Origin of the sequence: Streptomyces longispororuber (assembly GCF_024448165.1) — a bacterium.
Taxonomy (GTDB): domain Bacteria; phylum Actinomycetota; class Actinomycetes; order Streptomycetales; family Streptomycetaceae; genus Streptomyces; species Streptomyces longispororuber_A.
On record NZ_JAMOLN010000037.1, the window covers coordinates 22,572 to 45,847 of the forward strand.

At 73.0% G+C, this 23,276-nt stretch carries 23 protein-coding genes and 1 pseudogene; 11 read left to right on the forward strand and 13 right to left on the reverse strand.

Features of this window, described 5'->3' with window-relative positions:
- Positions 1 to 4: 4 nt before the first annotated feature.
- The 3 genes from M4J07_RS47895 to M4J07_RS13445 form a co-directional block, all read right to left on the reverse strand.
- Complete coding sequence (locus tag M4J07_RS47895) at positions 5 to 1,153, reverse strand: AAA family ATPase (protein WP_308284749.1); 1,149 nt, start codon at positions 1,151 to 1,153, stop codon at positions 5 to 7.
- A complete protein-coding gene (locus M4J07_RS13440) occupies positions 1,150 to 1,749 on the reverse strand; it encodes an acetate uptake transporter (RefSeq protein WP_255971391.1) in 600 nt (199 codons plus the stop codon). Before M4J07_RS13440 ends, M4J07_RS47895 begins: the two co-directional genes overlap by 4 nt.
- 150 nt (positions 1,750 to 1,899) lie before the next feature.
- A complete protein-coding gene (locus tag M4J07_RS13445) occupies positions 1,900 to 2,925 on the reverse strand; it encodes an ABC transporter permease (RefSeq protein ID WP_255971393.1) in 1,026 nt (341 codons plus the stop codon).
- A gap of 188 nt (positions 2,926 to 3,113) precedes the next feature.
- Here M4J07_RS13445 and M4J07_RS13450 point away from each other — a divergent pair, with 188 nt between their 5' ends.
- A complete protein-coding gene (locus M4J07_RS13450) occupies positions 3,114 to 6,572 on the forward strand; it encodes a DNA polymerase III subunit alpha (RefSeq protein WP_255971395.1) in 3,459 nt (1,152 codons plus the stop codon).
- Complete coding sequence (locus M4J07_RS13455) at positions 6,569 to 7,561, forward strand: DNA polymerase Y family protein (protein ID WP_255971397.1); 993 nt, start codon at positions 6,569 to 6,571, stop codon at positions 7,559 to 7,561. The genes M4J07_RS13450 and M4J07_RS13455 overlap by 4 nt, the downstream gene beginning before the upstream one ends.
- Here M4J07_RS13455 and M4J07_RS13460 read toward each other — a convergent pair.
- The 3 genes and pseudogenes from M4J07_RS13460 to M4J07_RS13470 all read right to left on the reverse strand — a co-directional run.
- Positions 7,503 to 8,441: pseudogene (locus M4J07_RS13460) on the reverse strand (DMT family transporter); the annotation flags it as partial. The gene M4J07_RS13455 and the pseudogene M4J07_RS13460 sit on opposite strands and share 59 nt — an antisense overlap.
- Positions 8,438 to 9,043, reverse strand: a complete 606-nt coding sequence (locus tag M4J07_RS13465) for a TetR/AcrR family transcriptional regulator (RefSeq protein WP_255971399.1) — start codon at positions 9,041 to 9,043, stop codon at positions 8,438 to 8,440. The pseudogene M4J07_RS13460 and the gene M4J07_RS13465, both read right to left, overlap by 4 nt.
- Positions 9,044 to 9,120: 77 nt before the next feature.
- Positions 9,121 to 9,498, reverse strand: coding sequence for a cupin domain-containing protein (locus tag M4J07_RS13470; RefSeq protein WP_255971400.1), 378 nt, complete (start codon positions 9,496 to 9,498; stop codon positions 9,121 to 9,123).
- Positions 9,499 to 9,625: 127 nt separating this feature from the next.
- Here M4J07_RS13470 and M4J07_RS13475 point away from each other — a divergent pair, with 127 nt between their 5' ends.
- Together M4J07_RS13475 and M4J07_RS13480 are read left to right on the forward strand one after the other, a co-directional pair.
- Positions 9,626 to 10,072 carry a MarR family winged helix-turn-helix transcriptional regulator gene (locus M4J07_RS13475; RefSeq protein WP_255971402.1) on the forward strand — a complete coding sequence of 149 codons (447 nt, stop codon included), beginning with the start codon at positions 9,626 to 9,628 and terminating at the stop codon, positions 10,070 to 10,072.
- Between the two features lie 157 nt (positions 10,073 to 10,229).
- Positions 10,230 to 11,099, forward strand: coding sequence for an esterase/lipase family protein (locus M4J07_RS13480; protein WP_255971404.1), 870 nt, complete (start codon positions 10,230 to 10,232; stop codon positions 11,097 to 11,099).
- 80 nt (positions 11,100 to 11,179) lie between these two features.
- On the opposite strand, the gene M4J07_RS13485 is transcribed toward M4J07_RS13480, so the two are convergent.
- From M4J07_RS13485 to M4J07_RS13495, 3 genes are all read right to left on the reverse strand, one after another.
- On the reverse strand, positions 11,180 to 12,163 hold the full coding sequence (locus M4J07_RS13485) for a lytic polysaccharide monooxygenase auxiliary activity family 9 protein (protein WP_255971406.1): 984 nt from the start codon (positions 12,161 to 12,163) through the stop codon (positions 11,180 to 11,182).
- A 175-nt stretch (positions 12,164 to 12,338) separates the two neighbouring features.
- On the reverse strand, positions 12,339 to 12,830 hold the full coding sequence (locus tag M4J07_RS13490) for a hypothetical protein (protein ID WP_255971408.1): 492 nt from the start codon (positions 12,828 to 12,830) through the stop codon (positions 12,339 to 12,341).
- Positions 12,831 to 13,426: 596 nt separating this feature from the next.
- Entirely contained in the window at positions 13,427 to 14,116 is a 690-nt protein-coding gene (locus tag M4J07_RS13495) for a response regulator (RefSeq protein ID WP_255971410.1), read from the reverse strand.
- Positions 14,117 to 14,251: 135 nt separating this feature from the next.
- On the opposite strand from M4J07_RS13495, the gene M4J07_RS13500 reads away from it, so the two are divergent.
- The 5 genes from M4J07_RS13500 to M4J07_RS13520 are packed head-to-tail and all read left to right on the forward strand — an operon-like array spanning position 14,252 to position 18,053.
- Complete coding sequence (locus M4J07_RS13500) at positions 14,252 to 15,235, forward strand: Bug family tripartite tricarboxylate transporter substrate binding protein (protein ID WP_255971412.1); 984 nt, start codon at positions 14,252 to 14,254, stop codon at positions 15,233 to 15,235.
- Entirely contained in the window at positions 15,232 to 15,762 is a 531-nt protein-coding gene (locus tag M4J07_RS13505; RefSeq protein ID WP_255971414.1) for a tripartite tricarboxylate transporter TctB family protein, read from the forward strand. Before M4J07_RS13500 ends, M4J07_RS13505 begins: the two co-directional genes overlap by 4 nt.
- A gap of 4 nt (positions 15,763 to 15,766) precedes the next feature.
- Positions 15,767 to 17,275: a tripartite tricarboxylate transporter permease gene (locus M4J07_RS13510; protein WP_255971416.1), complete on the forward strand. Its 1,509-nt coding sequence runs from the start codon at positions 15,767 to 15,769 to the stop codon at positions 17,273 to 17,275.
- Positions 17,272 to 17,730 (forward strand): GNAT family N-acetyltransferase, encoded by a 459-nt coding sequence (locus M4J07_RS13515; protein ID WP_255971418.1) that lies wholly within the window; start codon positions 17,272 to 17,274, stop codon positions 17,728 to 17,730. Before M4J07_RS13510 ends, M4J07_RS13515 begins: the two co-directional genes overlap by 4 nt.
- 50 nt (positions 17,731 to 17,780) lie before the next feature.
- Positions 17,781 to 18,053 (forward strand): hypothetical protein, encoded by a 273-nt coding sequence (locus M4J07_RS13520; protein ID WP_255971455.1) that lies wholly within the window; start codon positions 17,781 to 17,783, stop codon positions 18,051 to 18,053.
- Between the two features lie 52 nt (positions 18,054 to 18,105).
- Here M4J07_RS13520 and M4J07_RS13525 read toward each other — a convergent pair whose 3' ends face one another.
- The 3 genes from M4J07_RS13525 to M4J07_RS13535 form a co-directional block, all read right to left on the reverse strand.
- Positions 18,106 to 18,243: a hypothetical protein gene (locus M4J07_RS13525; protein ID WP_255971420.1), complete on the reverse strand. Its 138-nt coding sequence runs from the start codon at positions 18,241 to 18,243 to the stop codon at positions 18,106 to 18,108.
- A 275-nt stretch (positions 18,244 to 18,518) separates the two neighbouring features.
- On the reverse strand, positions 18,519 to 19,019 hold the full coding sequence (locus M4J07_RS13530) for a DUF402 domain-containing protein (RefSeq protein ID WP_255971422.1): 501 nt from the start codon (positions 19,017 to 19,019) through the stop codon (positions 18,519 to 18,521).
- Positions 18,997 to 19,929 (reverse strand): GNAT family N-acetyltransferase, encoded by a 933-nt coding sequence (locus M4J07_RS13535; RefSeq protein WP_255971424.1) that lies wholly within the window; start codon positions 19,927 to 19,929, stop codon positions 18,997 to 18,999. The genes M4J07_RS13530 and M4J07_RS13535 overlap by 23 nt, the downstream gene beginning before the upstream one ends.
- A 70-nt stretch (positions 19,930 to 19,999) precedes the next feature.
- On the opposite strand from M4J07_RS13535, the gene M4J07_RS13540 reads away from it, so the two are divergent.
- Positions 20,000 to 20,365 (forward strand): GntR family transcriptional regulator, encoded by a 366-nt coding sequence (locus tag M4J07_RS13540; RefSeq protein ID WP_255971426.1) that lies wholly within the window; start codon positions 20,000 to 20,002, stop codon positions 20,363 to 20,365.
- A 203-nt stretch (positions 20,366 to 20,568) separates the two neighbouring features.
- Here M4J07_RS13540 and M4J07_RS13545 read toward each other — a convergent pair whose 3' ends face one another.
- The gene (locus M4J07_RS13545; protein ID WP_255971428.1) at positions 20,569 to 21,663 is read right to left on the reverse strand and encodes a DUF5925 domain-containing protein; all 1,095 of its coding nucleotides are present in this window, start codon (positions 21,661 to 21,663) and stop codon (positions 20,569 to 20,571) included.
- 154 nt (positions 21,664 to 21,817) lie between these two features.
- On the opposite strand from M4J07_RS13545, the gene M4J07_RS13550 reads away from it, so the two are divergent.
- Positions 21,818 to 23,239, forward strand: a complete 1,422-nt coding sequence (locus M4J07_RS13550; RefSeq protein WP_255971430.1) for a GH39 family glycosyl hydrolase — start codon at positions 21,818 to 21,820, stop codon at positions 23,237 to 23,239.
- The last annotated feature ends 37 nt before the right edge of the window (positions 23,240 to 23,276 follow it).

A 23,276-nucleotide genomic window follows, 5' to 3' on the forward strand; every position in this document is an offset into this window, starting at 1 on the left:
CGGGTCACCGCTTCGGCCAGTGCCAGAGCGGCTCGTCCAGCAGTCCCTCGCGCCCCGCCACCGTCGTCCGGCCGGACTCCTTGATCAGTTCGATGGAGTTCGGGCCGGCGCGGTGGCGGGGCGCGCCGCGTGCCAGGGCGTCCGCGAGCGGGCGGGCGTGGGTGACCACGACGACCTGGGACTCCTCGGCCGCGGCGAGGATCAAGTGGGCCAGCGGGTCGAGGAGTTCGGGGTGCAGGCTGGTCTCGGGCTCGTTGAGGACCATCAGGGACGGCGGCCGCGGGGTGAGCAGGGCGGCCGTCCAGAGCAGGTAGCGCAGGGTGCCGTCGGAGAGTTCGGCCGGGCCGAGCGGACGCTTGAGGCCGCGCTGGGTGAGCCGGATCTCGAACCGGCCGCCGCTGTCGGCGACGTGGACCCGGCTGCCGGGGAAGGCGTCCGCCACGGCCTCGTCCAGCGCCTCGTGGTCGCCGGTCTCCCGGATCGTCTGGAGCGCGGCCGCCAGATCGGAGCCGTCGGGGGAGAGGACGGGGGTGCGGGTGCCGATCCGGGTGGCCCGGGCCGGGGCGTCGGCGTCGGTGCGCACGTGGTCGTAGAACCGCCAGGAGCGGATGAGTTCGCGCAGCCGCAGCAGGTCCGGAGCGAGCCCGGGGTCGGCGAACTCGCTGAGCATGCTGTCGTACGGGCGCAGGCCCTGGGCGCGGTGCCAGCCGCCGTCGGCGGTGCGGGTGCGCACGGCGGGGCCCGCCCGGTCGCAGAGCAGGGCGGCCGGGCGCAGCACCGGGCCCGCCCAGGTGGCCTCGCGCTTGATCTCCGGGTCGAGCTGGAAGAGGGAGCCGCCGCCGTCCGGGCCGGCGCCGCTCGCCCTGGGGAGGCCGAAGTCGACCGCGTAGCCGAACTCGTCGCCCGCGAAGCCGAGTCGGAGGCCGACCGGCCCGGTGTCGCGCTCGCCCGCCCACAGCACGGACGGCAGGCCGCCCTCCTGCGCGAGCGCCGCGACGGCGCCGCCGCGGGCCGCGGCGGCGAGCAGCCGCAGCGAGCGGTAGAGGCTGGACTTGCCCGTGCCGTTCGCGCCGGTGATCACGTTCAGGCGGTCCAGCGGGACGATCAGCCGGCGCAGGGAGCGGTAGTTCTCGACGGCGAGGGTGGTGATCACGACTCGGCGGGCTCCGGCGGCGCGAGGAAGCGGCCCATCGGCAGCACCGGGCGGCCCCATGTCGACGCCATCACCTGGCCGGCCAGCAGATAGAGCGCCCCGGCCGTCGCGCCGAGGCCGAACCAGCCGGCGACCCGGTTCCAGCCGACCAGGCCCGTGAAGCCGTTGCAGGTCATCGCCACGAAGACGACGAGGACGCAGCTGAAGGTGAGCAGCAGGACGAGGTGGATGCGCCAGCTCGCCAGCCACAGGACGAAGACGACGAACACCCAGGGCAGCGTGAACAGGCCCATCGCGTCGCCGCGCAGCGACGGGTCGAGGGAGGGGAGCACCCACAGCAGCATGAGCGCCTTCGCCATCCAGAACAGGCCGAAGCCGCCGAACACCGTGGCGTGCCAGGTGTCGCCCCGCTGGGCCTGGAAGAGGCCCGCGAGGAGCTGGGCGAGCCCGCCGATGAAGAAGCCGACCACGGGGACATCCGCTGCCGCCAGCCTCTCCGGGAACACGCCCGCGTCGATGCCCGTGGCGATCATCGTGACGACGATGAAGCCCGTGAGGCCGAGGGGGCCCAGCTGGGCCTGGGCCGTCGGTTCCATGCGCTTGACCGAGACGGCCTGGGCGGCCGGGCCTGAGCGGTGGGGAAGGTTCAACGGGGGCGCCCTCTCGTCTGCCGTGTGCGTCTGCCGTGCGTGGGTGCGTGGGTGTGTGCGGGTGGTCGGCGGTTGCTCGCGCCGTTCCCCGCGCCTCTAGAGGGGCGCTTCGGCCGCGTTGCGCTTCTTCTCGCGCAGGCTCGACACCAGCAGCGTCACCGCCACGCCCACCACGGCCCACGCCGACAGCACCAGCAGGGACTGGGTGACGTCGTTGCCCTTGAAGTAGGCGATGGAGCGGGCCACCCAGGTGCCTGCGCCCGGCGGGAGCCAGGGGCCGATCGCCTGCCAGAACGGAGGCAGCATCGGGAGCGGGAAGGCGCCGCCCGCGCTCGGGTTGCCCGCGACGACGATCAGCAGCACGGCCAGGCCGATGCCGACGACGCCGGTGAGTTCCTCCAGGGCCAGGGTGATCGCGCCGACCGCGAAGGTGACCAGGGCGCCGAGGCCGGTCAGCGCCCAGAAGGAGCCGGGCAGGGCGCCCAGGATCGAGTCGCCGATGATGAGCGCGCCGCCGAGGCCGCCCGCGATCGAGACGAGGGCCATGGTGCCGAGCCGGATCGCCGCGCGCTGCGGGCTCGCGGGCTTGGACCCGGCGCTGATCGACATGATCGAGGCGCACAGGTAGCCGCCGACGCACCAGCCGACCACGAGGTAGAAGGACGAGAGGCCGTCGAAGTCCTGGGACGAGGCCGGGGCCACGTCGACGGTCCGCACCGTGCGCTTCTGGACGCCGTCGGCCTCGGTGGCGATGGTCTCCAGGGCGGTCGCGAGGACGGTGCCGCCGCCGGACGCGACGAGCAGGGTGTCCGTGGTGCCGCGCGGGTCGACGACCAGGGCGCCGTCGATGTCCCGGTTCAGGATCTGCTGCCGTGCCGTGCGCTCGTCGGCGACCGTGCGCGCGTCGACCGGGGAGCTCGGCAGTCCGTTCAGCTGCTGGGTGGTCTGCTGCGCCAGCGCGGGCACCGGCGCGACCACGCCGAACGGCACGTCCTTCGGCTTCGGGTTGTGCAACGCGCCCACGTACGAGGCGATGAACAGCAACTGGAGCGCGAGCACGCCGATGACGAGCAGGGCGGCGCGCGGCGTGACGGCGTTGTTGAACTCGTCGGCGAACTTCATGACCCCACGGTCCGGTGGGGCCCGCCTTCCTGCAGGTGGGGTGGGCCGAACGGGTGCCGCGTAGAAAATCGCCCATGCGTTCGAACATAAGTCGCCACCTCGGGGTTCCTGGGGTTAGAGTTATCGAACGAGCGTGCGATTGATCTCGGACGGATGGAACAAAGGGGGCGGTGCAGTGGAGGTGCGTCATGACGGGTTTTGCGCACCTCCATGTCGCTTCCGGCTACTCGGCCCGCTACGGCGCCGCCCACCCCGAGCACCTGGTGCGGCGGGCCGCCGAGCGCGGTCTGCCGGCGCTCGCGCTCACCGACCGGGACACGGTCACCGGGGCCGTCCGGTTCGCGCGGGCCTGTGCCGAGCGGGGGGTCAGGCCGGTCTTCGGCGTCGACCTCGCCGTGGAGGCGCTGGCCCCGCCGCCGCCCGCGCAGCGTCGCCGCACCCCGGCGCGCGGCGGGGCGCACGTGGTCGAGCCGCCGCTGCGGTTCGTGCTGCTGGCGCAGGACCGGGCCGGATGGGCGCGGCTGTGCCGCATCACGTCGGCCGCCCATGCCAGGGAGGCCGCTTCGGGCGGGGCGCCGGTGGTGCCGTGGGAGGCCCTGCGGGAGTTCGGCGGGCCCGGTCTGACGGTGCTGCTCGGCCCGCTCTCGGAACCGGTGCGGGCGCTGACCGCCGGGCGGGAGGACGTCGCGATGAAGCTGCTGGCTCCCTGGCTGGAGGTCTTCGGCGGGGGAGTGCGGCTGGAAGTCGTCGCGCAGAAACGTTTTAGCATCGGTCCCGGCTCTCTGCGGCTGGCCGCCCGCACCCTGGCCCTGGCCGACCGCACCGGCACCACCGCGGTGCTCTCCAACGCCGTCCGCTACGCCGATCCGGAGCAGCACCGCCTCGCCGACGTACTGGACGCCGCACGGCTGCTGCGGCCCATCGACCGGCGCCGGCTGGACAGCGGTCAGCGCTGGCTCAAGGACACCGCGGGGATGGCGCGCGTCGCGGACATGATCGCCGAGTGCGCGGGGGCGGGACCCCGACGGGCCCGGCAGCTGCTGGCGGACACCGCCGCCACGGCCGCCGCCTGCACCGTCGCCCCCCGGGCCGACCTCGGCCTGGGCGTGCACCACCTGCCGGAGCCGGAACTGTTCGGTGCCGCCCCCGGTCCGCAGGGCGCGGCGCTGCTGCTGCGCCGGCAGTCCGAGGACGGCCTGGCGCGGCGCGGCCTCGACCGGGACCCGGCGGCCGTGGCCCGCCTCGACGAAGAGCTCGCCGTGATCTCCGAGCTCGGGTACGACGCGTACTTCCTCGCCGTCGGCCAGGTCGTGGCCGACATCCGCGCGAAGGGCATCCGGGTCGCCGCCCGCGGCTCGGGCGCCGGCTCGATGGTCTGCCACGCGCTGGACATCGCCACCGCCAACCCGCTCGAACACCGGTTGCTGTTCGAACGCTTCCTGAGCGTGCGCCGCGGCACGCTGCCGGACATCGACATCGACGTGGAGTCGGCCCGGCGCCTGGAGTGCTACGACGTGATCTTCGAACGGTTCGGGAAGGAGCGGGTGGCGGTCACCGCGATGCCGGAGACCTATCGCGCGCGCCGGGCCCTGCGGGACACCGGTCTCGCCCTGGGCATCGCTCCCGCGGACGTCGACCGGATCGCGAAGAGCTTTCCGCACCTGCGGGCCTGCGACATCACCGGCGCCCTCGCCGAACTGCCCGAACTGCGCCGGCTGGCCGCCGAGGCGGGCCGGTTCGGGCCGCTGTGGGAGCTCGCCGAAGGGCTCGACTCGCTGGTCCACGGCATGGCCATGCACCCGTGCGGCGTGGTCATCAGCGATGCCGGACTGCTGGACCGGCTGCCCGTGCAGCCGACCCCGCAGGGCGACTACCCCATGGCCATGGCCGCGAAGGAGGAGATCGAGGCGCTGGGCAACATCAAGCTGGACGTCCTGGGCGTCCGGATGCAGTCCGCGATGGCCCACGCCGTCACGGAGATCGAACGGGCCACCGACCGGCGCATCGACCTGGACGACCAGCGGCAGGTGCCGCTCGACGACGTCTTCGCGTTCAAGCTCATCCAGGAGAGCCGGACGCTCGGACTGTTCCAGCTGGAGTCGCCGGGCCAGCAGGACCTGCTGTCGCGGCTGCAGCCCCGTGATCCGCAGGACGTCATCGCGGACATCAGCCTGTTCCGGCCGGGACCGGTCGCGGGCGGGATGCCCGAGCGGTACATCGCCGCCCGGCACGGCGGCACGCCCGCGTACGCCCACCCGGACCTGGAGCCGGTGCTCGCCGACACCTACGGCGTGACCATCTGGCACGAGCAGATCATCGAGACGCTGTCGACGCTGACCGGATGCGACCGCGCGATGGGCGAGATCGCCCGCCGGGCGCTCGGCGACAAGGAGCGGCTGCCCCGGATCAGGGACTGGTTCCACCGCACGGCGCGGCGGCGCGGGTACGGCGCCGAGGTGCGGGACGAGATCTGGGGGACCGTCGAGGCGTTCGGCGCCTACGGGTTCTGCCGCGCGCACGCGGTCGCCTTCGCCGTGCCCGCCCTGCAGAGCGCCTGGCTGAAGGCGCACTATCCGGCGTTCCTGCTGGCGGGGCTGCTCGAACACGACCCCGGCATGTGGCCCAAGCGGGTCCTGGTCGCGGACGCGCGCCGGGGCGGGGTGCCGATCCTGCCGGTCGACGTCAACCGGTCCCGGGCGCGGTACATCGTGGAACGCGCTGCCGAGTCCGGGCAGTGGGGCGTCCGGCTCGCGCTGTCCGAGGTCCGCGGGATCAGCGAGGCGGAGGCCGCCCGGATCGAGGAGGGGCAGCCGTACGGCTCGCTGTCGGACTTCTGGCAGCGGGCCCACCCCGGCCGACCGGTCGCCGAACGCCTCGCGGAGATCGGCGCGCTGGGCTCCCTGCACGACGGCCGGCTCACCCGGCGCGACCTGCTGCTGCAACTCGCCGAGCTGCACCGGGCCTCCCGCACCCGGTCCGCGGGGGAGGGGCAGCTCCCGCTGTCCGCGGGCCCGGTCGGCGGCCAGGAGCCCAGCGGCCTGCCGGAGATGACCTCGCGCGAGACCATGAGCGCCGAGCTGAACACCATCGGGATCGACGTCTCCCGGCATCTGATGGAGCATCACCACCGGCTGCTGCGCGAGGTCGGCGCGACCGACGCCGCGCACCTCGCGGGGCTGCGCGCGGGGCAGCAGGTCCTCGTCGCCGGGGTCCGGGCCTCCACCCAGACCCCGCCGATCGCCAGCGGCAAGCGGGTCATCTTCGTCACGCTGGAGGACGGGTCCGGCATGGTCGACCTGGCCTTCTTCGAGGACTCCCACCCAGCCTGCGCGCACACCGTCTTCCACAGCGGACTGCTCCTGGTGCGCGGCACGGTGCAGGTGCGCGGCACGCGCCGCACCGTCGTCGGCACCATGGCCTGGGACCTGGACGAGATCGCCGCCACGCGCCGGGACGACGGCCCCGAGGCGGCACTCGCGCTGCTCGGCGCCGACCACCCGCACCCGACCCCGGCCCAGCCGCGCCGCGTGCTGGCCAACGGCACCACGGGCGCCCGGCTGCACCCGTACGCCGATCTCCAGCCGGCGGGCAGCCGCTCGGCCGACCTCAAGAAGTTCGGCCACACCAGCCCGGGGAGCGCCGGATGACCACACGACCGCGGCACATCGCCCACCTGCACCTGCATGCGCGGCTGACCGGGGAGCAGTACGGCCAAGTAATCGAACTGATGTCTGGTATAACTCCGCACATTCAGGCCATACCGCCCGACGCCCTGCAGTTGGATCTGACGTCGGCGCTCCGCTACTTCGACCAGTCGCCCTACGAGGTGGTCCAGATGGCGATGATGCGGCTCTCGGCGCTCTACGGCATCCGCGGCAGCGTCGGTCTCGCCGCCAACCGGATGCTCGCCGCCATGGCCGCCGACGTGTCCGCACCGGGAGCCACCACCTGGGTCCCCGCCGACGAGGCCGCCCAGTGGCTCCGTTCGCGCCCGGTCACCGCGCTGCCCGGCGTCGGCCGCGCCACGGCCACGACGCTCGGCAGGTTCGGCCTGTACACCGTCGGACAGCTCGCGGACCTGCCCCCGGCCACCCTGCAGCGCCTGCTCGGCACCGCCCAGGCCCGGCTGCTGGCCGACCGCGCCCGCGGCCACGACCCCCGCCCGGTCGTCCCCGCGGAACCTGCCGAGCGGCTGAGCGCCGACCTCGTCCTGGACCGCGACTGCCTCGACCCGGACCAGCAGCACCGCGCCGTCCTCGGCCTCGCCGACCGGCTCGGCCAGCGGCTGCGCGGCAGCGGCCAGGTCGCCCGGCGGCTCACCCTCACGATCGGCTACGCCGACCGTTCCTCCACCACGCGTACGCGCCCGCTGCCCGAACACACCAGCCACTCACCGGCGTTGGCCGCCACGGCCCTCGCCCTGCTGGCCGGCCTCGGGCTGCAGCGGGCCCGGGTGCGCACCTTCACCGTCCGGGCCGACGACCTCCGGCCGGCCGACTCGGCGCACCGTCAGCTCTCGCTGGATCCCGGCGACGCCCGGGCCCGAGCCGTCGAAGCGGCTGCCGACCGGGCCCGCCGGCGCTTCGGGACGGACGCGGTGCGCCCGGCCGCGCTCGCGGAGCCGCCGGCGCGGTGAGGACGGCCAGACAGGCGACGACGAGCGCGATGCCGAACCAGCCGACGACGGGCAGCCGCTCCCCGACGACGAGGACGGCGAGCACGGCCGCCACGGCGGGTTCCAGCAGGGACAGCGTGGTCGCGGTGCTGGCCGGGACATGGGCGAGGCCCCAGCCGAACAGCACGTAGCCGAGGAACATCGGGACGAGCGCCATGTACGCGCCGACGGCCGCGTTCGACCAGGAGGCCACGAGCGGGGCGCCGGTGACCAGCAGGACGGGGACGAGCAGCAGCCCGCCGAGACCGAAGACCGCGCCCATCGCCGCCCGGGACGGGACGCCGCGGGTGATCAGCCGGTGGGCCGCCCACGCGTACAGGGCGTAGGTGGTGGCGGCGACGAGTCCGAGCGCCACGCCGAGCAGGGTGGCGCCCATGGACCGGCCGGCCGCACCGCCGGAGGCGTGTGCGGCCTCGGCGACGCACAGCAGGGCGGTGCCCGCCAGGCCCAGGGCGGCGCCGACGCGCCAGCGGCGGGTCAGCCGGCGCCGGTCCGCGATCCGCTCGATCACGGCCGAGGCCAGCGGGGCGGTACCGATCGACACGACGGTGCCGACGGCGACCCCGGCCAGCCGCATCGAGCTGTAGAACGCCAGCGGGTAGAGCGCCACCGAGATCCCGCCGAGCAGCACCGTGCCGCGCTCCGTGCGCAGCCGGGGAGCCAGGCGGGCGATCCGGGTCGCGGAGACCAGGGCCTGGAGCAGCCCGCCCACCCCCATGGCGACGGCCCCGACGGCGAGCGGCCCCACCGCGGGGGCCAGCGTCGCCGCCGTGCCGGTCGTGCCCCACAGCACGGACGCCGCGAGCACGCACAGGGCGCCTCGCCCCGCGGACCGGTTCACAGGCGGTCCAGCAGCGTGACGGCCAGCGAACGGGCGTGCCGCAGCCGGGTGTCGCCGCCCTCCAGGCCGGCCCGGGCCATCGCGCCCTCCAGCAGGAACGCCAGGTGCTCCGCCGTCCCGCGGACGTCGTCGGGGCGGCCGGGCAGCAACTCCTCCAGGTGTCCCGCGATGAGGAGTTCGACCTCCTCCTTGTGGCGGCGCACCACGGCCCGGCCCTCGTCCCCGGCCGGCAGTTCGGCCGCCGCGTTGAGCAGTCCGCACCCGCGGAACCCGCTCTCGTAGGCGAACGCGGCGTGGTCGGCGTAGGCGTCGAAGACCGCCAGGACCCCGTCGCGCGGGCCCCGGGCCCGCTCCAGGCGCGACCGGTAGAGGCCGAGCCACTCCTCGTGCCGGGCGTCCAGGTAGGCCCGGACGAGCTCGGCCTTGGAGGCGAAGTTGTTGTACAGGCTCATCTTCGCCACACCGGCCTCGTCGGTGATCGCGTCGATGCCGGTGGCGGCCACGCCGTCGGCGTAGAAGCGGCGGGCCGCGGCCGCGAGCAGCCGCTCCCGTGCGGGCCGTCGGCGCGCGGGCCCGGCCGGGCTCACACCCGTCTCTGTCATCGGGCATCCCAAGAACTAGGTAGGTCGGTCTACCTAATATAGCGTTCCCGGGGATCGATGCCGCCAGGTCGCACGGCTCAGGCGTTCGCCCACGGCGGGGAGATCCGGGTCCCGTCCGCCAGCTCCGCCTCCAGGCCCACCGACGTCGTCACCCACATCGTCGCCGGGGCGTCCGTCGGGTTCTCGACCCCGAGCTTCGTGCCCGCGTTCACGATCGCCGTGTCGCCGGGGGCGAGGGTGTGGGCGGTGCCGTCGAGGGTGAGGCGCAGGGAGCCGGTGAGGAGGTGGAGGACCTCTTCCCGCGTGACCGTGTGGGCCGGGCCCTTCGTGCCTGCCGGGATCTCGCCCCGCCAGGCCGCCAGCTCCTTGCTGCCGGTGCCGGGCGTGGCGTACGAGACGAAACGGACGCCGTGCATCTCGTGGACGACGGCTTCGGATGCGCGAACTACGGGCATGGGGCTGCTCCTTCGTGTGCGGCGAGAGGCGGTCGGCCGGGCGGCGCCGCGGCCTTCAGGTGGTCAAGCTGCTTGACTATATAGTCAGCCTGCTTGACTAGTTCGTCAAGGGTGTTTCAATGACTGCGTGCAGAACTCCGACGCCATGGCCCTGACCGCCGCCCTGCTCGCCGCCGCGGGCGAGCTCACGCAGCGCATCCACGAGGGCGTGCTGGCCAGGGGGTTCGAGGGGGTGCGGCCCGCGCACGGGTTCGCCTTCGCGCGGTTGTCCATGGGGGACGCGACGGCCACCGACCTCGCCGTCCACCTCGGCGTGACCAAGCAGGCCGCCAGTCAGCTCGTCGACGAGCTGGTGCGCAAGGGGTACGTGGAGCGCCGGCCCCACCCGGTCGACGCACGGGCCCGGCTCGTCGTGCTCACGGAGCGCGGCTGGGCCTGCACCCGGGCCGCCGAGGACGCGGCCGCCGACGCGGTGCGGCCGTGGGTCGAGCGGCTGGGGGAGCGCGGGGCCAGGGCGCTGGTCGAGCAACTGACCGTCGTCGCGCCCGGCGGGCCCATACGTCCCGTCTGGTGACATCCCGTCAGGCGTTCCCCCGACAACCCCGCTCGGAAGTTTTTACCGACGCGTAACTTCACGTCTCATCTACCCGCGCGTAACTTGACGTGAGCACAGCGAATTCGCCGAACGTGCAACTTCCGTGCAACTCCCTTGAGCCGCAAGGAGATTCACGATGCTGCCCAGATACAGGTGGAGGCGCGTGCTGCGCTCGGCGACCGTCGCCGCCGCCCTCTTCGCCGCCGGTACCGTCGCCCCCACCACCGCCGCGCACGCGGCGACCGCGTCGGCCACGTCCAGTGGCTGGAACGACTACTCCTGCAAGCCGTCCGCCGCGCACCCGCGGCCCGTCGTCCTGGTCCACGGCACGTTCGGCAACTCCGTCGACAACTGGCTCGTCCTCGCGCCCTACCTGGTGAAGCGCGGCTACTGCGTCTTCTCCCTGGACTACGGGCAGCTGCCCGGGGTGCCCCTCTTCAACGGCCTCGGCCCCATCGCCAAGTCCGCCGAACAGCTCGACGCCTTCGTCGGCAAGGTGCGCGGGGCCACCGGCGCCGCCAAGGTCGACCTCGTCGGGCACTCGCAGGGCGGCATGATGCCGCGCTACTACCTCAAGTTCCTCGGCGGCGCCGCCGAGGTGAACGCGCTCGTCGGCATCGCGCCCGACAACCACGGCACCACGCTCTCCGGACTCACCGGCCTGCTGCCGTACTTCCCCGGCGCCAAGGACCTGCTCACCCTCGCCACCCCGTCCCTCGCCGACCAGATCGCCGGATCGGACTTCGTCACCCGGCTGAACGCGGGCGGGGACACCGTGCCGGGCGTCCACTACACCGTCATCGCCACGAAGTACGACGAGGTCGTCACCCCGTACCGGACCCAGTTCCTGGACGGACCCGACGTGCGCAACGTCGTCGTGCAGGACCTGTGCCCCGTCGACCTGTCCGAGCACGTGACCATCGGGACCGTCGACCTCGTCGCCTATCACGAGGTCGCGAACGCCCTCGACCCCGCGCACGCCACCCCGACCGACTGCTTCAACTGACCAGTGAACACACAGAGTTGAGGGCCGCCGTCTCCCGAAGGGCAGGGAGACGGCGGCCCGGTCCGTGGTGGCGCGCAGGGTCAGCGACCGTGCCGGCCACCCGTCACCGCGCGCCGGCGCACCGACGCGAACAGGCCCGCCGCGCCGATCGCCAGGGCCGCCGCGCCGCCCACCGCGATGTACGGAGTGGTGGAGTCGCCGCCGGTCTCCGCGAGGTTTTCCGAAGCGCCGTTCACCGCGGGGGAGTTGGGCGCTGCCGACCCGTCCGCCGCCGGGGCCGCCGACTCGTGGGTGTCGTGCGTCGCGGTGCCGTCACCCATGTCCATCCCGCCGTGGTCGATCGTCGACTTGTCCGCGCCGTCGGCGATCTGCTCGTCGGACGGGGCCGAGGCCTCGGGGGCGGCCGCGCCCGACCCGCCCGAAGCGCCGCCGTACGTCACGTCCGAGCAGGAGTAGAACGCCTCGGGGCTGTCCGAGCGCTGCCAGATGCCGTAGATCAGCTGGCGGCCCGTGCGCTGCGGCAGCGTGCCGGAGAACGTGTAGAAGCCGCCCTCGGCCGCCGGGTCCGTCTTCGTCGCGACCGGGTTCGCCAGGTCCAGGTCGGACCACTTCAGCGGCTTCGACGGGTCGTACCCCTGCTTCGTCATGTAGAGGTTGAAGGTGCCCTTGTGCGGGGCCGTCACCTTGTACTTGAAGGTGTACGAGCCCGCGGAGACGCTCGTCGCGGGCCAGTCGTCGCGGGCCAGGTCCATGCCCTTGAACTCGTCCGCGTTCGCCGAGCACAGCTTGCCGTCCGGGATGTTCTCCTGGTGCTTGCCGGCCGCCTCGCCGTCCCGGATGCCGTTCCAGTCGTACAGCGCCTGCGTGCCGCCCGCCGCGACCGCCGCCTTGCACGCCGCCGACGTCGGGTTCTCGGCGCCCTCGGCGTAGCAGGCCGCGACCCGGCTGACCGGATCGCCGAGCGTGCCGTGCGCCGCCGCGGGAGAGGTGGCGAGGGCGGCCAGGGCGAGGGAGCCCCCGGCGGTGGTGGCGAGGGCGGCGAGCCGGCGACGGCGTGCGGGCATGGGGGTACTCCTTGGACGTACGAACGGGGGGTTGTGCCAAGGAAGTTAGCCCGGGAGACGGCGCCCGTGGGGCGCACCGAGGGGTCTGAGTCGATCTTTATGGCGCACTTAAGGCCGGGCTCAGACTCTGATCAGAGAAGGCGCCCGGCACCCCCGCCGGGGGGTGCCGCGCCCGTCAGTCGAGATCCTTCGCCGGGAAGTACCGCTGGTACGACATCCCCGAGTCGGTGCCGCGCAGCACCCAGAACGCCTCGGGGATCCGCAGCTGCCCGTTCTTGTCGCCGTAGGCGGCGAACACCACGTCCAGGTGCCCGTCGCCGTCGGTGTCCAGCAGCGGACCGGTGACGGCGAGCGGATCGCGGGACCGGCCGCCGTCCGGGACGCCGGGGCTGTCCAGGGTGACCGTCTTCATGTCGCCGGCGAGTCCCCCGAGCACGTCGGGCATCAGCCAGATCGCGCCGCCGTCGGTGGCGCCGCCCGACGACCCGACGAAGTCGGGCCTGCCGTCGCCGGTCACGTCGCCCAGCGCCGTACCGTCGACGCCCCCGTACGCCGGCGCGTTCTCGGAGCCCGGCGCCGGGGCGTCCCGCAGCCCGTCCTCCGTGCCGGTCTGCGGGCCCGCGCGGGTACTGAGCCAGTAGCCGACGCCCGTCCCCGCCCGCCGCACGGACAGGCCCGCCGCGTACAGGTCGTCGATGCCGTCGCCGTTCAGGTCCCCGGCCTCCCCGGCCAGACCGTCGATCCCGTCGGTGCGCCCGAGGCGTTCGGTGAGCTTCAGCCCCCGCGGGCCGCCGCGCAGATAGTGCCGTGCGTCGATCCGCCAGTAGCTGCCGCAGCCCGCTCACCCCGCGCGGCCCGCCCCACAGCACGGACGGGTCGCCGGACTCCGGCGCGTGGATCAGGTCGGTGAAGCCGTCGTCGTCCAGATCGGCACGCAGCAGCTGGGTCTGCCCGTACCGCGCCCACTGCTGTGACGTCGTCGGTGGCGACGGCAGCCGGGCCACCGTGCGCCGCCGCGGATCGAGACCGCGCCGCGAGCCGTACACCACCGCCACGCCGCGGTCCGCCAGCACCGCGGCGAAGTCGTCGTAGCCGTCCCCGTTCAAGTCCCCTGGCCGGGGGTCGGCGGAAGCGCTGCCGGCCGCCGGGCGCAGCGGAGCGGACTGCCGCCCGCCCGCCGTGGTGCAGCCCGCCAGCAGTACGGCGACCAGCACGCCCACGGCCCCCTGACGAGCCGGCCCCGCCCGCGCGGGCCCGCCCCGGTCATGCCACCCACCGGTACCGGCGCTCCGGCCGCCCGGTTCCTCCGTACCGCAGTGACACCCGGGCCCGCCCCGTCTCCGCGAAGAACTCCAGGTAGCGGCGGGCGCTCACCCGGGACAGGGTGCCCGCCCGCTCGGCGCACTCCGTCGCCGACAGGCCCTCCGGGTGGCCGCGCAGCGTCCGCTCCACCAGGTCCGCGGTGTGCGCGGCGAGGCCCTTCGGGAGTTCACGGGAGCCGGGCGGGCGAGCGCCGAAGATCTGGTCGACGTCCTCCTGGCGGGCCTCGTCGAGACCGTCGAGCCGCGCCCGCACCGCCGCCACATGCCTCAACTGCTCCTGCAGCGCCGCCTGGTTGAACGGTTTGATGAGGTAGTGCAGGGCCCCGGCCCGCAGCGCGGCCCGGACGATCCCGGCGTCCCGCGCCGCCGTGATGAACAGCGCGTCCACCGGGGTCCGGGACGGATCGCGCTCCTCGGCCGCCCGCAGTTCCCTGAGCACCTCGATGCCATCCATGTCCGGCAAGTACACGTCCAGGAGCACCAGATCGGGGCGGAGCGACTCCGCGGCCCGGAGCGCCTCCGTACCGCTGTGCGCCACGCCGGCCACCGCGAATCCGTCCATCGCGGACACATAGCGTCCGTGCAGCTTGGCGACCATGAAGTCGTCGTCCACGACCAGCACCTTCGTCACGGGCGCAGGGTAGGCGCGCGACCACAAGGACCACAACGTTCCTTGCTTGCGGAAGAGAGACAGGTTGTTCACGCGTGGGCAACATGTGGGCCACCTCACACGAACCCGCACTCGAACCAGTAGGTGGTGGCACTCGTGCGCCTGCGCACACTCCTCGCCCCGGTCGGGGCCGCGCTGCTCGTCCTGGTGGGGCCGCCGCTGCTCACCACGGGCAGCGGCGCCGACACCGGTACGCAGATCCCCGGCCTGCGCCTCATGGTCCCCAACACGCCGGGCGGCGGCTACGACATCACGGCGCGCACCGCCGCCAAGAACGCCGAGGACGCCGGACTCACCCACAACATCGAGGTGTTCAACCTGCCGGGCGCGGGCGGCACCGTCGGACTGACCCGGCTCGTCGGCGAGCACGGCAACGGCAAGCTCGCCATGTCCATGGGCCTCGGCGTCGTCGGCGCCGCCCGCTCCAACCACTCCCCGAAGACCCTCGCCGACACCACCCCCATCGCCCGGCTCACCGAGGAGCCGGACGTCGTCGTGGTCGCCAAGGACTCCCCGTACCAGGACATCGCACAGCTCGTCGCCGCCTGGAAGAAGAACCCCGGCAAGCTGCCCGTCGGCGGCGGCTCCTCGCCCGGCGGGCCCGACCACCTCGCCCCGATGCTGATGGCGCGCGCCGCCGGGATCGCGCCCAAGCAGGTCAACTACGTCCCCTTCGACGGCGGCGGCGAACTCCTCGCCTCCATCCTCGGCAACAAGGTGGCCTTCGGCGTCTCCGGCGTCGGCGAGTACCTCGACCAGATCAGGAGCGGCGAACTCCGCCTCCTCGCCGTCACCGGACCCGAACGGGTGGCGGGCCTCGACGGCCCCACGCTCAAGGAGTCCGGCTACGACGTCGACTTCACCAACTGGCGCGGCATCGTCGCCCCACCCGGCCTCAGCGACACACAGCGCGCCAAACTCACCGGCCTCGTAAGGAAGTTGCACGCCTCCGACGGATGGAAGAAGTCGCTGGAGAAGAACGGCTGGGACGACGCGTTCCTCACCGGCGACGACTTCGGGACCTTCCTCGAAGCGCAGGACAAGCGGGTCGTGTCCGTACTGAAGGAGCTGGGACTGTGACCGCCACCGACCTCCGAGAGGACCGGGAGACCCGCCGCTCCTGGCTCCGCGAACACTCCGAACTCGGCGTCTGCGTCCTGCTGTTGGCGCTCGGCGCGCTCGTCCTCACCGACGCGCTCACCATGGATGTCGACATCGCCCAGCGCGGCCCCGTCGGACCGAGGACCGTACCGGTCGTCGTCGGCGCCGGACTGCTCGTCGTCGCCGTCCTGCTCGCCGTCGACGTGCTGCGCGGCGGCCGCGGCGAGGCCGAGGGCGGCGAGGACGTCGACCTGTCCGAACCCGCCGACTGGCGCACCGTCCTGCTGCTCGCCGGGGTCTTCCTCGCCACCGCCGTCCTCATCGAACCGCTCGGCTTCCCGATCGCCGGGGCCCTGCTGTTCTGGGGCGCGGCCTACGCCCTCGGCAGCAGGAACGTCCACCGCGACCCCCTGATCGCGGCAGCCCTCTCCCTGGCCACCTTCGTCGTCTTCAACAACCTGCTCGGCGTACCCCTGCCGGGCGGCCCCCTGATGGGAGTGCTGTGACGTCATGAATGCCCTCAACTCCCTCCTGGACGGCTTCGGTACGGCCCTCACCCCCATCAACCTCCTGTGGGCGGCGATCGGCGTCCTGCTCGGCACCGCCATCGGCGTGCTGCCCGGCATCGGCCCCGCCATGGCCGTCGCGCTGCTCCTCCCGGTGACGTACGGTCTCGAACCCACCGGCGCGTTCATCATGTTCGCGGGCATCTACTACGGCGCCATGTTCGGCGGCTCCACGACCTCCATCCTGCTCAACACCCCGGGGGAGAGCGCCGCGGTCGTCGCCGCCATGGAGGGCAACCCCATGGCCAAGGCGGGACGCGGCGCACAGGCCCTGGCGGCCGCCGCCATCGGGCACTTCGCGGGCGGCATGATCGGCACGATCCTGCTCGTCGCCCTCGCGCCCAAGGTCGCCTCGCTCGCCGTCGACATCGGCGCGCCCGACTACTTCGCCATCATGGTCCTCGCGTTCATCGCCGTGACCTCCGTCCTCGGCTCCTCCCGCGTCCGCGGACTCGCCTCCCTGCTCATCGGACTCACCATCGGCCTGGTCGGCCTCGACCAGATGACCGGCCAACAGCGGCTCACCTTCGGCTCGTTGCAGCTCGCCGACGGCATCGACGTCGTCATCGTCGCGGTCGGACTCTTCGCGATCGGCGAGGCGCTGTGGGTCGCCGCGCACCTGCGCCGCACCAGCGGCGAGGCGATCCCCGTCGGCCGCCCCTGGCTCGGCCGGTCCGACGTGCGGCGCACCTGGAAGTCCTGGCTGCGCGGCCCTCTCATCGGCTTCCCGTTCGGCGCGATCCCCGCGGGCGGCGCCGAGATCCCCACCTTCCTCTCCTACGTCACCGAGAAGCGCCTGTCGAAGCACAAGGACGAGTGGGGCAAGGGCGCCATCGAAGGCGTGGCGGGACCCGAGTCCGCGTCCTCCGCGTCGGCGGCGGGCACCCTCGTCTCCATGCTCACCCTCGGCCTGCCGACGACCGCCGTGGCCGCCGTCATGCTGGCCGCCTTCCAGCAGTACGGCATCCAGCCGGGCCCCCTCCTCTTCGAACGCGAACCGGAGCTGGTCTGGGGCCTCATCGCGTCCCTGTTCGTCGGCATGGTGCTGCTGCTGGCCCTGAACCTGCCGCTCGCCCCCGTCTGGGCCAAACTCCTGCGCATCCCCCGCCCCTACCTCTACGCGGGCATCCTCTTCTTCGCCGCGGTCGGCGCGTACGCCGTCGGCGGCGAAGCGATCGATCTCGTCATCCTGCTGGTCATCGGCCTCATCGGCTTCGGCATGCGCCGCTACGGACTGCCCGTGCTGCCCGCCGTCATCGGCGTCATCCTCGGCCCGAACGCCGAACAGCAGCTGCGCCGCGCCCTGCAGATCAGCGACGGCAGCGTCAGCGGACTCGTCGACACGCCCTTCTCCGTCACGGTCTACGCGATCGTGCTCGTCATCGTGGCGTGGCCGCTGGTCAAGAAGGCGGTGGTGCGCGGACGGCGACGTGACGTAGACATGACGGCATGAGCACAGAGCATCCCGTCCGTGTCGCCACCGCCGCCGACGTGCCGGCCGTCAAGGCCGTCACCGACGCGGCGTACCACCCCTACATCGCCAGGATCGGCGTCGTCCCCCAGCCGATGGAGGCCGACCACGCCGCGAACGTGGCGGCCGGCCTGGTGCACGTCACGGGCGAGCCGGAGGTCGTCGGCCTCGTCGTGGTCGAGGCACGCCCCGACCACCTCCTCCTCGACAGCATCGCGGTCCACCCCGACGCCCACGGGCAGGGGGTGGGCCGCGCCCTGCTCGCCTTCGTCGACGACCACGCGCGCCGCCTGGGCCTGCCCGAGATCCGGCTCTACACCAACGCGCTGATGTGGGAGAACCAGAAGATCTACCCCCGGTACGGGTACGAGGTCGTGGAGCGCCGCGTCGACGGCCCCTACGACCGCATCCACTACCGCAAGCACGTCCGGCCCTAGGCGCCCGCTGCCTCTACGGCGACGAGTACCGGCCCACGCCGGACTGCGGCCTGGAACACCGCGAGCACCTCTTCGTCGAGGAACTGACCTTCGCCCACGCGGACGACATCCTCGGCATGCTGCGCGCACTCAGCCCGCACCTGGTCGACGGCGACCTGCCCGTATGGATCCGGAACCTGGCCTACCGACTGGTGCTGCTGCAACGCCCCGACGAGCCGGCCCTGCTGCGCGAGGCCGCACAGAGCCTGTGGCTGCACGGGCCGGACCGGGACGGTGTCGCGGCGGAACTGGAGCGGCGGGCCGACGTCCTCGACGCCGGCTGACCGCGGTCCGCACCGCCGCCGGATTCACCCGGGTCTCATCGGACCGGCCCCGCTACTCGTCCGGCCACCACGTCTTGCGCACGTCCTTGCGCACTTCGGGCCGCTCGCGCTTGCGCTCGGCGGCATCGTCCTGCAACCGGCGCGTGATGACGCTCGCTCCGGTCGGCTTGTGCATGGTCACTCGGCGCATGATGCCTCCTGTACCTACACGGGTCCCAACGTGGTGCCGTTGTAGACCTGTTCCCGGAGGGTCGCTCATCGAAGCGCAATTGTCAGTGGCGGTTGTCACGATGTGGGGGTGACGGATTCCCCGAGCGCCGTCGACCGGGACGCGGCGGCCGCTCGACGTCGGCCGCGCCACCGGCGGTTTGTCGCTCCTCGCGGCCGATGGGGAACACCAGGTGACGGCATTGATCACACTCGGTTCGCCACGCGTGACGCCGAGTCGCCGGTCCCCCGTCCCGGTCACGCCAGCAGGGCGGTGAACTTCCCGTCCTTCGCCAGGAGTTCCAGCTCGTCCAGGGCCGTCGTCGCCGCCAGCGCGGCGGCCGGGTCCCGGTCGGCGATCCCGCTCTCGGCGAACTCGTCCTCGTCGAGACGGATCACCGCACTGCCGTCCGCCGACACCCACAGGTCCAGGTCGAGGTCCTCGGCCAGGAGATCCCCTTCGGCGTCGCGGACCACCGGGCGGGTGATGTCGCAGTACCAGCCCTTCAGCGTGCCGTCGCCGGAGCGGACCTCCTTGATCGCGTACCAGCGGTCCCGCCAGTAGTGCTCGGTGAACGTGTCGCCGGGGCGGAACTGGACGAAGCCGAAGTCGCGGACGCCCTCGGCCGCCCAGGCGGCCCGGACGGTGACCCGCGTGCCGTCGTCGTGCAGCAGCTCCGCCGGGTAACTGATCTTCGTGCGGCCCGCCTTGACCAGGCGGACCTGGAGGGCGGTGTCAGGAGTCGAGGGTGCGGACATGGCGGACCTCCGTCGCGTCGAGTGTGTAACCGAACCACTGGTTGATCGCGAGCATCGGCGCGTTGTCCACGTCGTTGCCCGTGTACGCCACGGTGACCCCGGCCGCGCGGGCCCGGTGCAGCGAGTCGTTCTTGGCGAGCTTGGCCAGGCCGCGGCCGCGGAAGGCGCGGGCCGTGCCCGTCATCCCCGAGCTGTAGCGGCCCTCGCGGTCCGTCTCCGCGAAGGAGAACGCGGCGGGCCGGCCCTCCACCACGGCCACCGACGTCAGCTCGTGGTCGAGCAGCGGGTGCCGCCAGGTGTCCGCCAGCCAGTGGTCGTAGTCGTCGAGTGCGAGCGCGATGTCGCCCGGCTCGTCGGCCACCACCTCCGCGTCCAGGGCGAAGACCGGGCGCGGGTCGGCCGCGAAGTCGGCGAGCGTGCGCAACTCGACGCCGGGCGGCGGCAGTCGGCGGGGCGGCAGCGCGGCCCCGGTCAGGTCGAGGCGCAGGAAGCGGGCGGAGCGGCTGCGACGGTAGCCGTGTGCGGCCGCCCACGCCAGGTTCCGCGGGCCCTCCAGGGCCCAGCAGTACACCTGCGTCGCCCCGTGCTGCGCCAGATGCTCCTCGGCCGTGCGCAGCAGCAGCGTGCCCGCTCCGCGGTGCTCGTGGTCCGGGTGCACGTACACGTTTGCGTAGCCCTGGCCCGGCTTCGGGCTGTCGTGCGCGATGCCGACCTGGGCGGTGCCGATCGGCTCGCCGTCCGCCACCGCCACCAACTGCCGGTAGTGGGAGTCCGGGTGGGCGTGCGCCGCGTCGTACTCGACGGAGGCCGGGGTCGCGAGCATCGCGGGCAGACAGGTGCGGCGGATCCGGGCGAAGGCACCCGCGTCCTCCGGGTCGCCGGGGCGCAGCGGGCGGACGATCACGGTCATGTGGTGGCACGCTACGCGCCGATCACGCCCGGGTGCCTCCCATTTTCCGGGGCTGCGGGAGAATCGGGCCGTGACCTTGAAGATCCGCATTGACGACAGTGGCGCGCCGTACGAGCAGGTGCGGGCCCAGATCTCCGAGCTGGCCAGGACCGGGGCGCTGCCCGTCGGCTACAAGCTGCCCACGGTGCGGGGCCTGGCCGAGGAGCTGGGGCTCGCCGCGAACACGGTGGCCAAGGCGTACCGGGCCCTGGAGACGGACGGGGTGATCGAGACGCGGGGGCGCAACGGGACGTTCGTCGCGGCGGCGGGGGATGCGGCGGAGCGGGAGGCGTCGGTGGCGGCGCAGGTTTTCGCCGAGCGGGTGCGGAGGCTCGGGTTGTCGCAGGAGCAGGCGCTGGCCGCGGTGCGGGACGCTCTGCGCGCGGCGTACGCGTAGGCTCCGCGCCGTTGCGGGTGTCTGTCTCGTTGCCGGGTGCGGGTTGCGTCGTGGCTGGTCGCGCAGTTCCCCGCGCCCCTGGAGATGCGCACTTCGTGCGGCATCTCCGGGCCGGGGAAGGCTGCGCGCAGCGCATGCCTTCAGGGGCGCGGGGAACTGCGCGAGACGTCCCGCCGGGTCGCGGTCGCCGACGGGACGGGCCGCTACAGGTAGAGGCCCGCGTCCGCCCCGCCCCGGGGGTCCGGGACCGACGTCGGCGAGATCCCGCGGCGCAATGCGTACAGCTCCGCAAGCGTCGCCCCGTCCCGCCCCACCCCTTCCTCCGAGCCCAGCCACGCCACCGACTCCCGACGGGTCAGCGCACCCACCTCGATCCGGGCGAGGCAGCGGCCGGGGCGGACCACGGCCGGGTGGAGACGCTCCAGGTCCTCGTTCGTGGTGACGCCCACCAGCACGTTCCTGCCCTGACCGAGCAGGCCGTCGGTCAGATTGAGCAGGCGCGAGAGCGCCTGCCCCGCCGTGTGCTTCGCCTCGCCGCGGATCAGCTCGTCGCAGTCCTCCAGGAGCAGCAGCCGCCAGCGGCCCTTCGCCGTGCCGTCGTCCTCGCCGATCGCGATGTCCATCAGATAGCCGACGTCCGAGAACAGCCGCTCGGGGTCGAGGACGCAGTCGACCTGGCACCAGTCGCGCCAGGACCGGGCCAGCGTGCGCAGCGCGGACGTCTTGCCGGTGCCCGGCGGCCCGTGCAGGAGCAGCAGCCGGCCCGCGATGTCCTCGGGGCGGGTCTTCATCAGGCGGTCCATCGCCCCGGCCACCGGCTCCGTGTAGTTGGCCCGCACCTCCTCCCACGTGCCGGCCGAGATCTGCCGCGTCGTGCGGTGCGGGCCGCGCCGCGGCGAGACGTACCAGAAGCCCATCGTCACGTTGTCCGGCTGCGGTTCCGGCTCGTCGGCGGCGCCGTCCGTGGCGAGCTTCAGCACCTTCTCGGCCAGTTCGGCCGTCGTCGCCGTCACCGTGACGTCGGCGCCCCTGTTCCACCGGGAGACCAGCAGCGTCCAGCCGTCGCCCTCGGCGAGCGTAGCGCTGCGGTCGTCGTCGCGCGCGGAGCGCAGCACCCGGGCGTCCGGCGGCAACAGCGTCGCCCCGGACCTGACCCGGTCGATGTTCACCGCGTGGGAGTGCGGCTGCTCGCCCGTGGCGAAGCGGCCGAGGAACAGTGCGTCGACGACATCGGCGGGCGAATCGCTGTCGTCGACACCGAGCCGGACCGGCAGCGCGTCGAACGGGTTGGCAGACATGCCGCCATGATCCGCCACCAAAGGGCCGCCCGCACGGGATTTCCGCAGCGCGTCACACGGGTACCTCGGCGCGACGTACGTATCGAACCTCGTTACGAGCCTGTGGCAACGGAGTATGTCCCTCCGCCAACTGCCCTGGTTACCCTTGTCCTTGATGGGACGTCATGGGTGGAATTCGGGGGCACGGCGGTGGCGGCTCACCGCACTGCTCGGCGTGGGGGTGGCCGCTCTGGCCCTGGTGCTGACGGTGATCAGCACCCTTCCTGACAACAAGGGCAGCACCGCGGGCACCACGCGCGACGGTGACAAGGTCCACGGCACACCGGCCGAGCCTCCCGATCAGCAGGGGCCGTCGGTCGGGTGGGGGTTCACCCACACCCAGCACTCCGCCGACGAGGGGGCCGACGCCGCGGTCGAGCGTGCGGAGAAGCTGCTCGGCGAGCGGCCGCTGCCGCAGAACCAGGCGATCATGGGCTGGGGCGCGGACAACCCCGAGCCGGTGAAGGGGCGTTACGACTTCGACGCGCTGGACCGCCGCGTCGACTTCATCCGCGCGTCCGGCGGCACCCCGGTGATCACCCTGTGCTGCGCGCCGGACTGGATGAAGGGCGGCAAGGCGGGCGTCGACAACACGAACTGGAGCCAGCCCAACCTGGAGAAGGCCCCCGACCCCGAGCACTTCCAGGACTATGCGAACCTCGCCGCGACCGTCGCCAAGCGCTACCCGTACGTCCGCCACTTCATCGTCTGGAACGAGTTCAAGGGCTTCTGGAACGACAGCGAGGGCCGCTGGGACTACGAGGGTTACACGAAGCTGTACAACCTCGTCTACAAGGCGCTGAAGAAGGTCGACAAGGACATCATGGTCGGCGGTCCCTACCTGGTCATGGACAGCCTCGACCCGAAGCAGACCGATGGTGCGTCCGACGCGGTCAAGGGCGCCTGGGGCCGCATGGACCAGCGGATCGTCGACGCCTTCACGTACTGGAACGAGAACAAGGCGGGGGCCGACTTCGTCGTCGTCGACGGCTCCAGCTACACGAACGACGACGAGATGCTGCCCGACGAGTTCGCCGCCACCGACAAGTTCACCGCCGTCAGCCGGTGGATCGAGCGGCAGACCGGCGACCTGCCGCTGTGGTGGGCCGAGTACTACGTGGAGCCCGCCGACAGCAAGGACGAGCGGCAGGGCTGGAGCGAGCCGCACCGGGTCGCCGTACAGGCCGCCGGGATGATCGCGATGGCCAGGGGCGGCGCCACGTCCGGGTTCTACTGGAACCCCGAGGACGAGAAGGGCGCCTCGTGCGCCGGCTGCCTGTGGCGGCCCACCGACCGGGCGTCCGGCGGGACGCGGCTGCCGATGTACGACCTGGTGTCTCGGTTCAACGAGGAGTTCGGGCCGGGGACGACGTACGAGACCGTGCCGGTCGCCAAGGACGACGTGCCGAACGTACGGGTGCTCGCCGACGACAAGGCCGTGGTCGTCGTGAACACCCTGAACCGCGCCATCAGCGCCAAGGTGGACGGCAAGCGGTTCGAGATGCAGGGATACGAGGTCAAGTGGCTCGAGCGGTAGCGCCGCAGGGGTGCGGGCAGCCGCCCGCACCCCGCGG

What these genes read in the sequence shown, in the direction of transcription:
- M4J07_RS13440 (WP_255971391.1), bottom strand. Translation starts at nt 1,749, where the DNA reads ATGGAACCGACGGCCCAGGCCCAGCTGGGCCCCCTCGGCCTCACGGGC.
- M4J07_RS13445 (WP_255971393.1), bottom strand. Translation starts at nt 2,925, where the DNA reads ATGAAGTTCGCCGACGAGTTCAACAACGCCGTCACGCCGCGCGCCGCC.
- M4J07_RS13450 (WP_255971395.1), top strand. Translation starts at nt 3,114, where the DNA reads ATGACGGGTTTTGCGCACCTCCATGTCGCTTCCGGCTACTCGGCCCGC.
- M4J07_RS13455 (WP_255971397.1), top strand. Translation starts at nt 6,569, where the DNA reads ATGACCACACGACCGCGGCACATCGCCCACCTGCACCTGCATGCGCGG.
- M4J07_RS13465 (WP_255971399.1), bottom strand. Translation starts at nt 9,043, where the DNA reads ATGACAGAGACGGGTGTGAGCCCGGCCGGGCCCGCGCGCCGACGGCCC.
- M4J07_RS13470 (WP_255971400.1), bottom strand. Translation starts at nt 9,498, where the DNA reads ATGCCCGTAGTTCGCGCATCCGAAGCCGTCGTCCACGAGATGCACGGC.
- M4J07_RS13480 (WP_255971404.1), top strand. Translation starts at nt 10,230, where the DNA reads ATGCTGCCCAGATACAGGTGGAGGCGCGTGCTGCGCTCGGCGACCGTC.
- M4J07_RS13485 (WP_255971406.1), bottom strand. Translation starts at nt 12,163, where the DNA reads ATGCCCGCACGCCGTCGCCGGCTCGCCGCCCTCGCCACCACCGCCGGG.
- M4J07_RS13510 (WP_255971416.1), top strand. Translation starts at nt 15,767, where the DNA reads ATGAATGCCCTCAACTCCCTCCTGGACGGCTTCGGTACGGCCCTCACC.
- M4J07_RS13515 (WP_255971418.1), top strand. Translation starts at nt 17,272, where the DNA reads ATGAGCACAGAGCATCCCGTCCGTGTCGCCACCGCCGCCGACGTGCCG.
- M4J07_RS13525 (WP_255971420.1), bottom strand. Translation starts at nt 18,243, where the DNA reads ATGCGCCGAGTGACCATGCACAAGCCGACCGGAGCGAGCGTCATCACG.
- M4J07_RS13530 (WP_255971422.1), bottom strand. Translation starts at nt 19,019, where the DNA reads ATGTCCGCACCCTCGACTCCTGACACCGCCCTCCAGGTCCGCCTGGTC.
- M4J07_RS13535 (WP_255971424.1), bottom strand. Translation starts at nt 19,929, where the DNA reads ATGACCGTGATCGTCCGCCCGCTGCGCCCCGGCGACCCGGAGGACGCG.
- M4J07_RS13545 (WP_255971428.1), bottom strand. Translation starts at nt 21,663, where the DNA reads ATGTCTGCCAACCCGTTCGACGCGCTGCCGGTCCGGCTCGGTGTCGAC.
- M4J07_RS13550 (WP_255971430.1), top strand. Translation starts at nt 21,818, where the DNA reads ATGGGACGTCATGGGTGGAATTCGGGGGCACGGCGGTGGCGGCTCACC.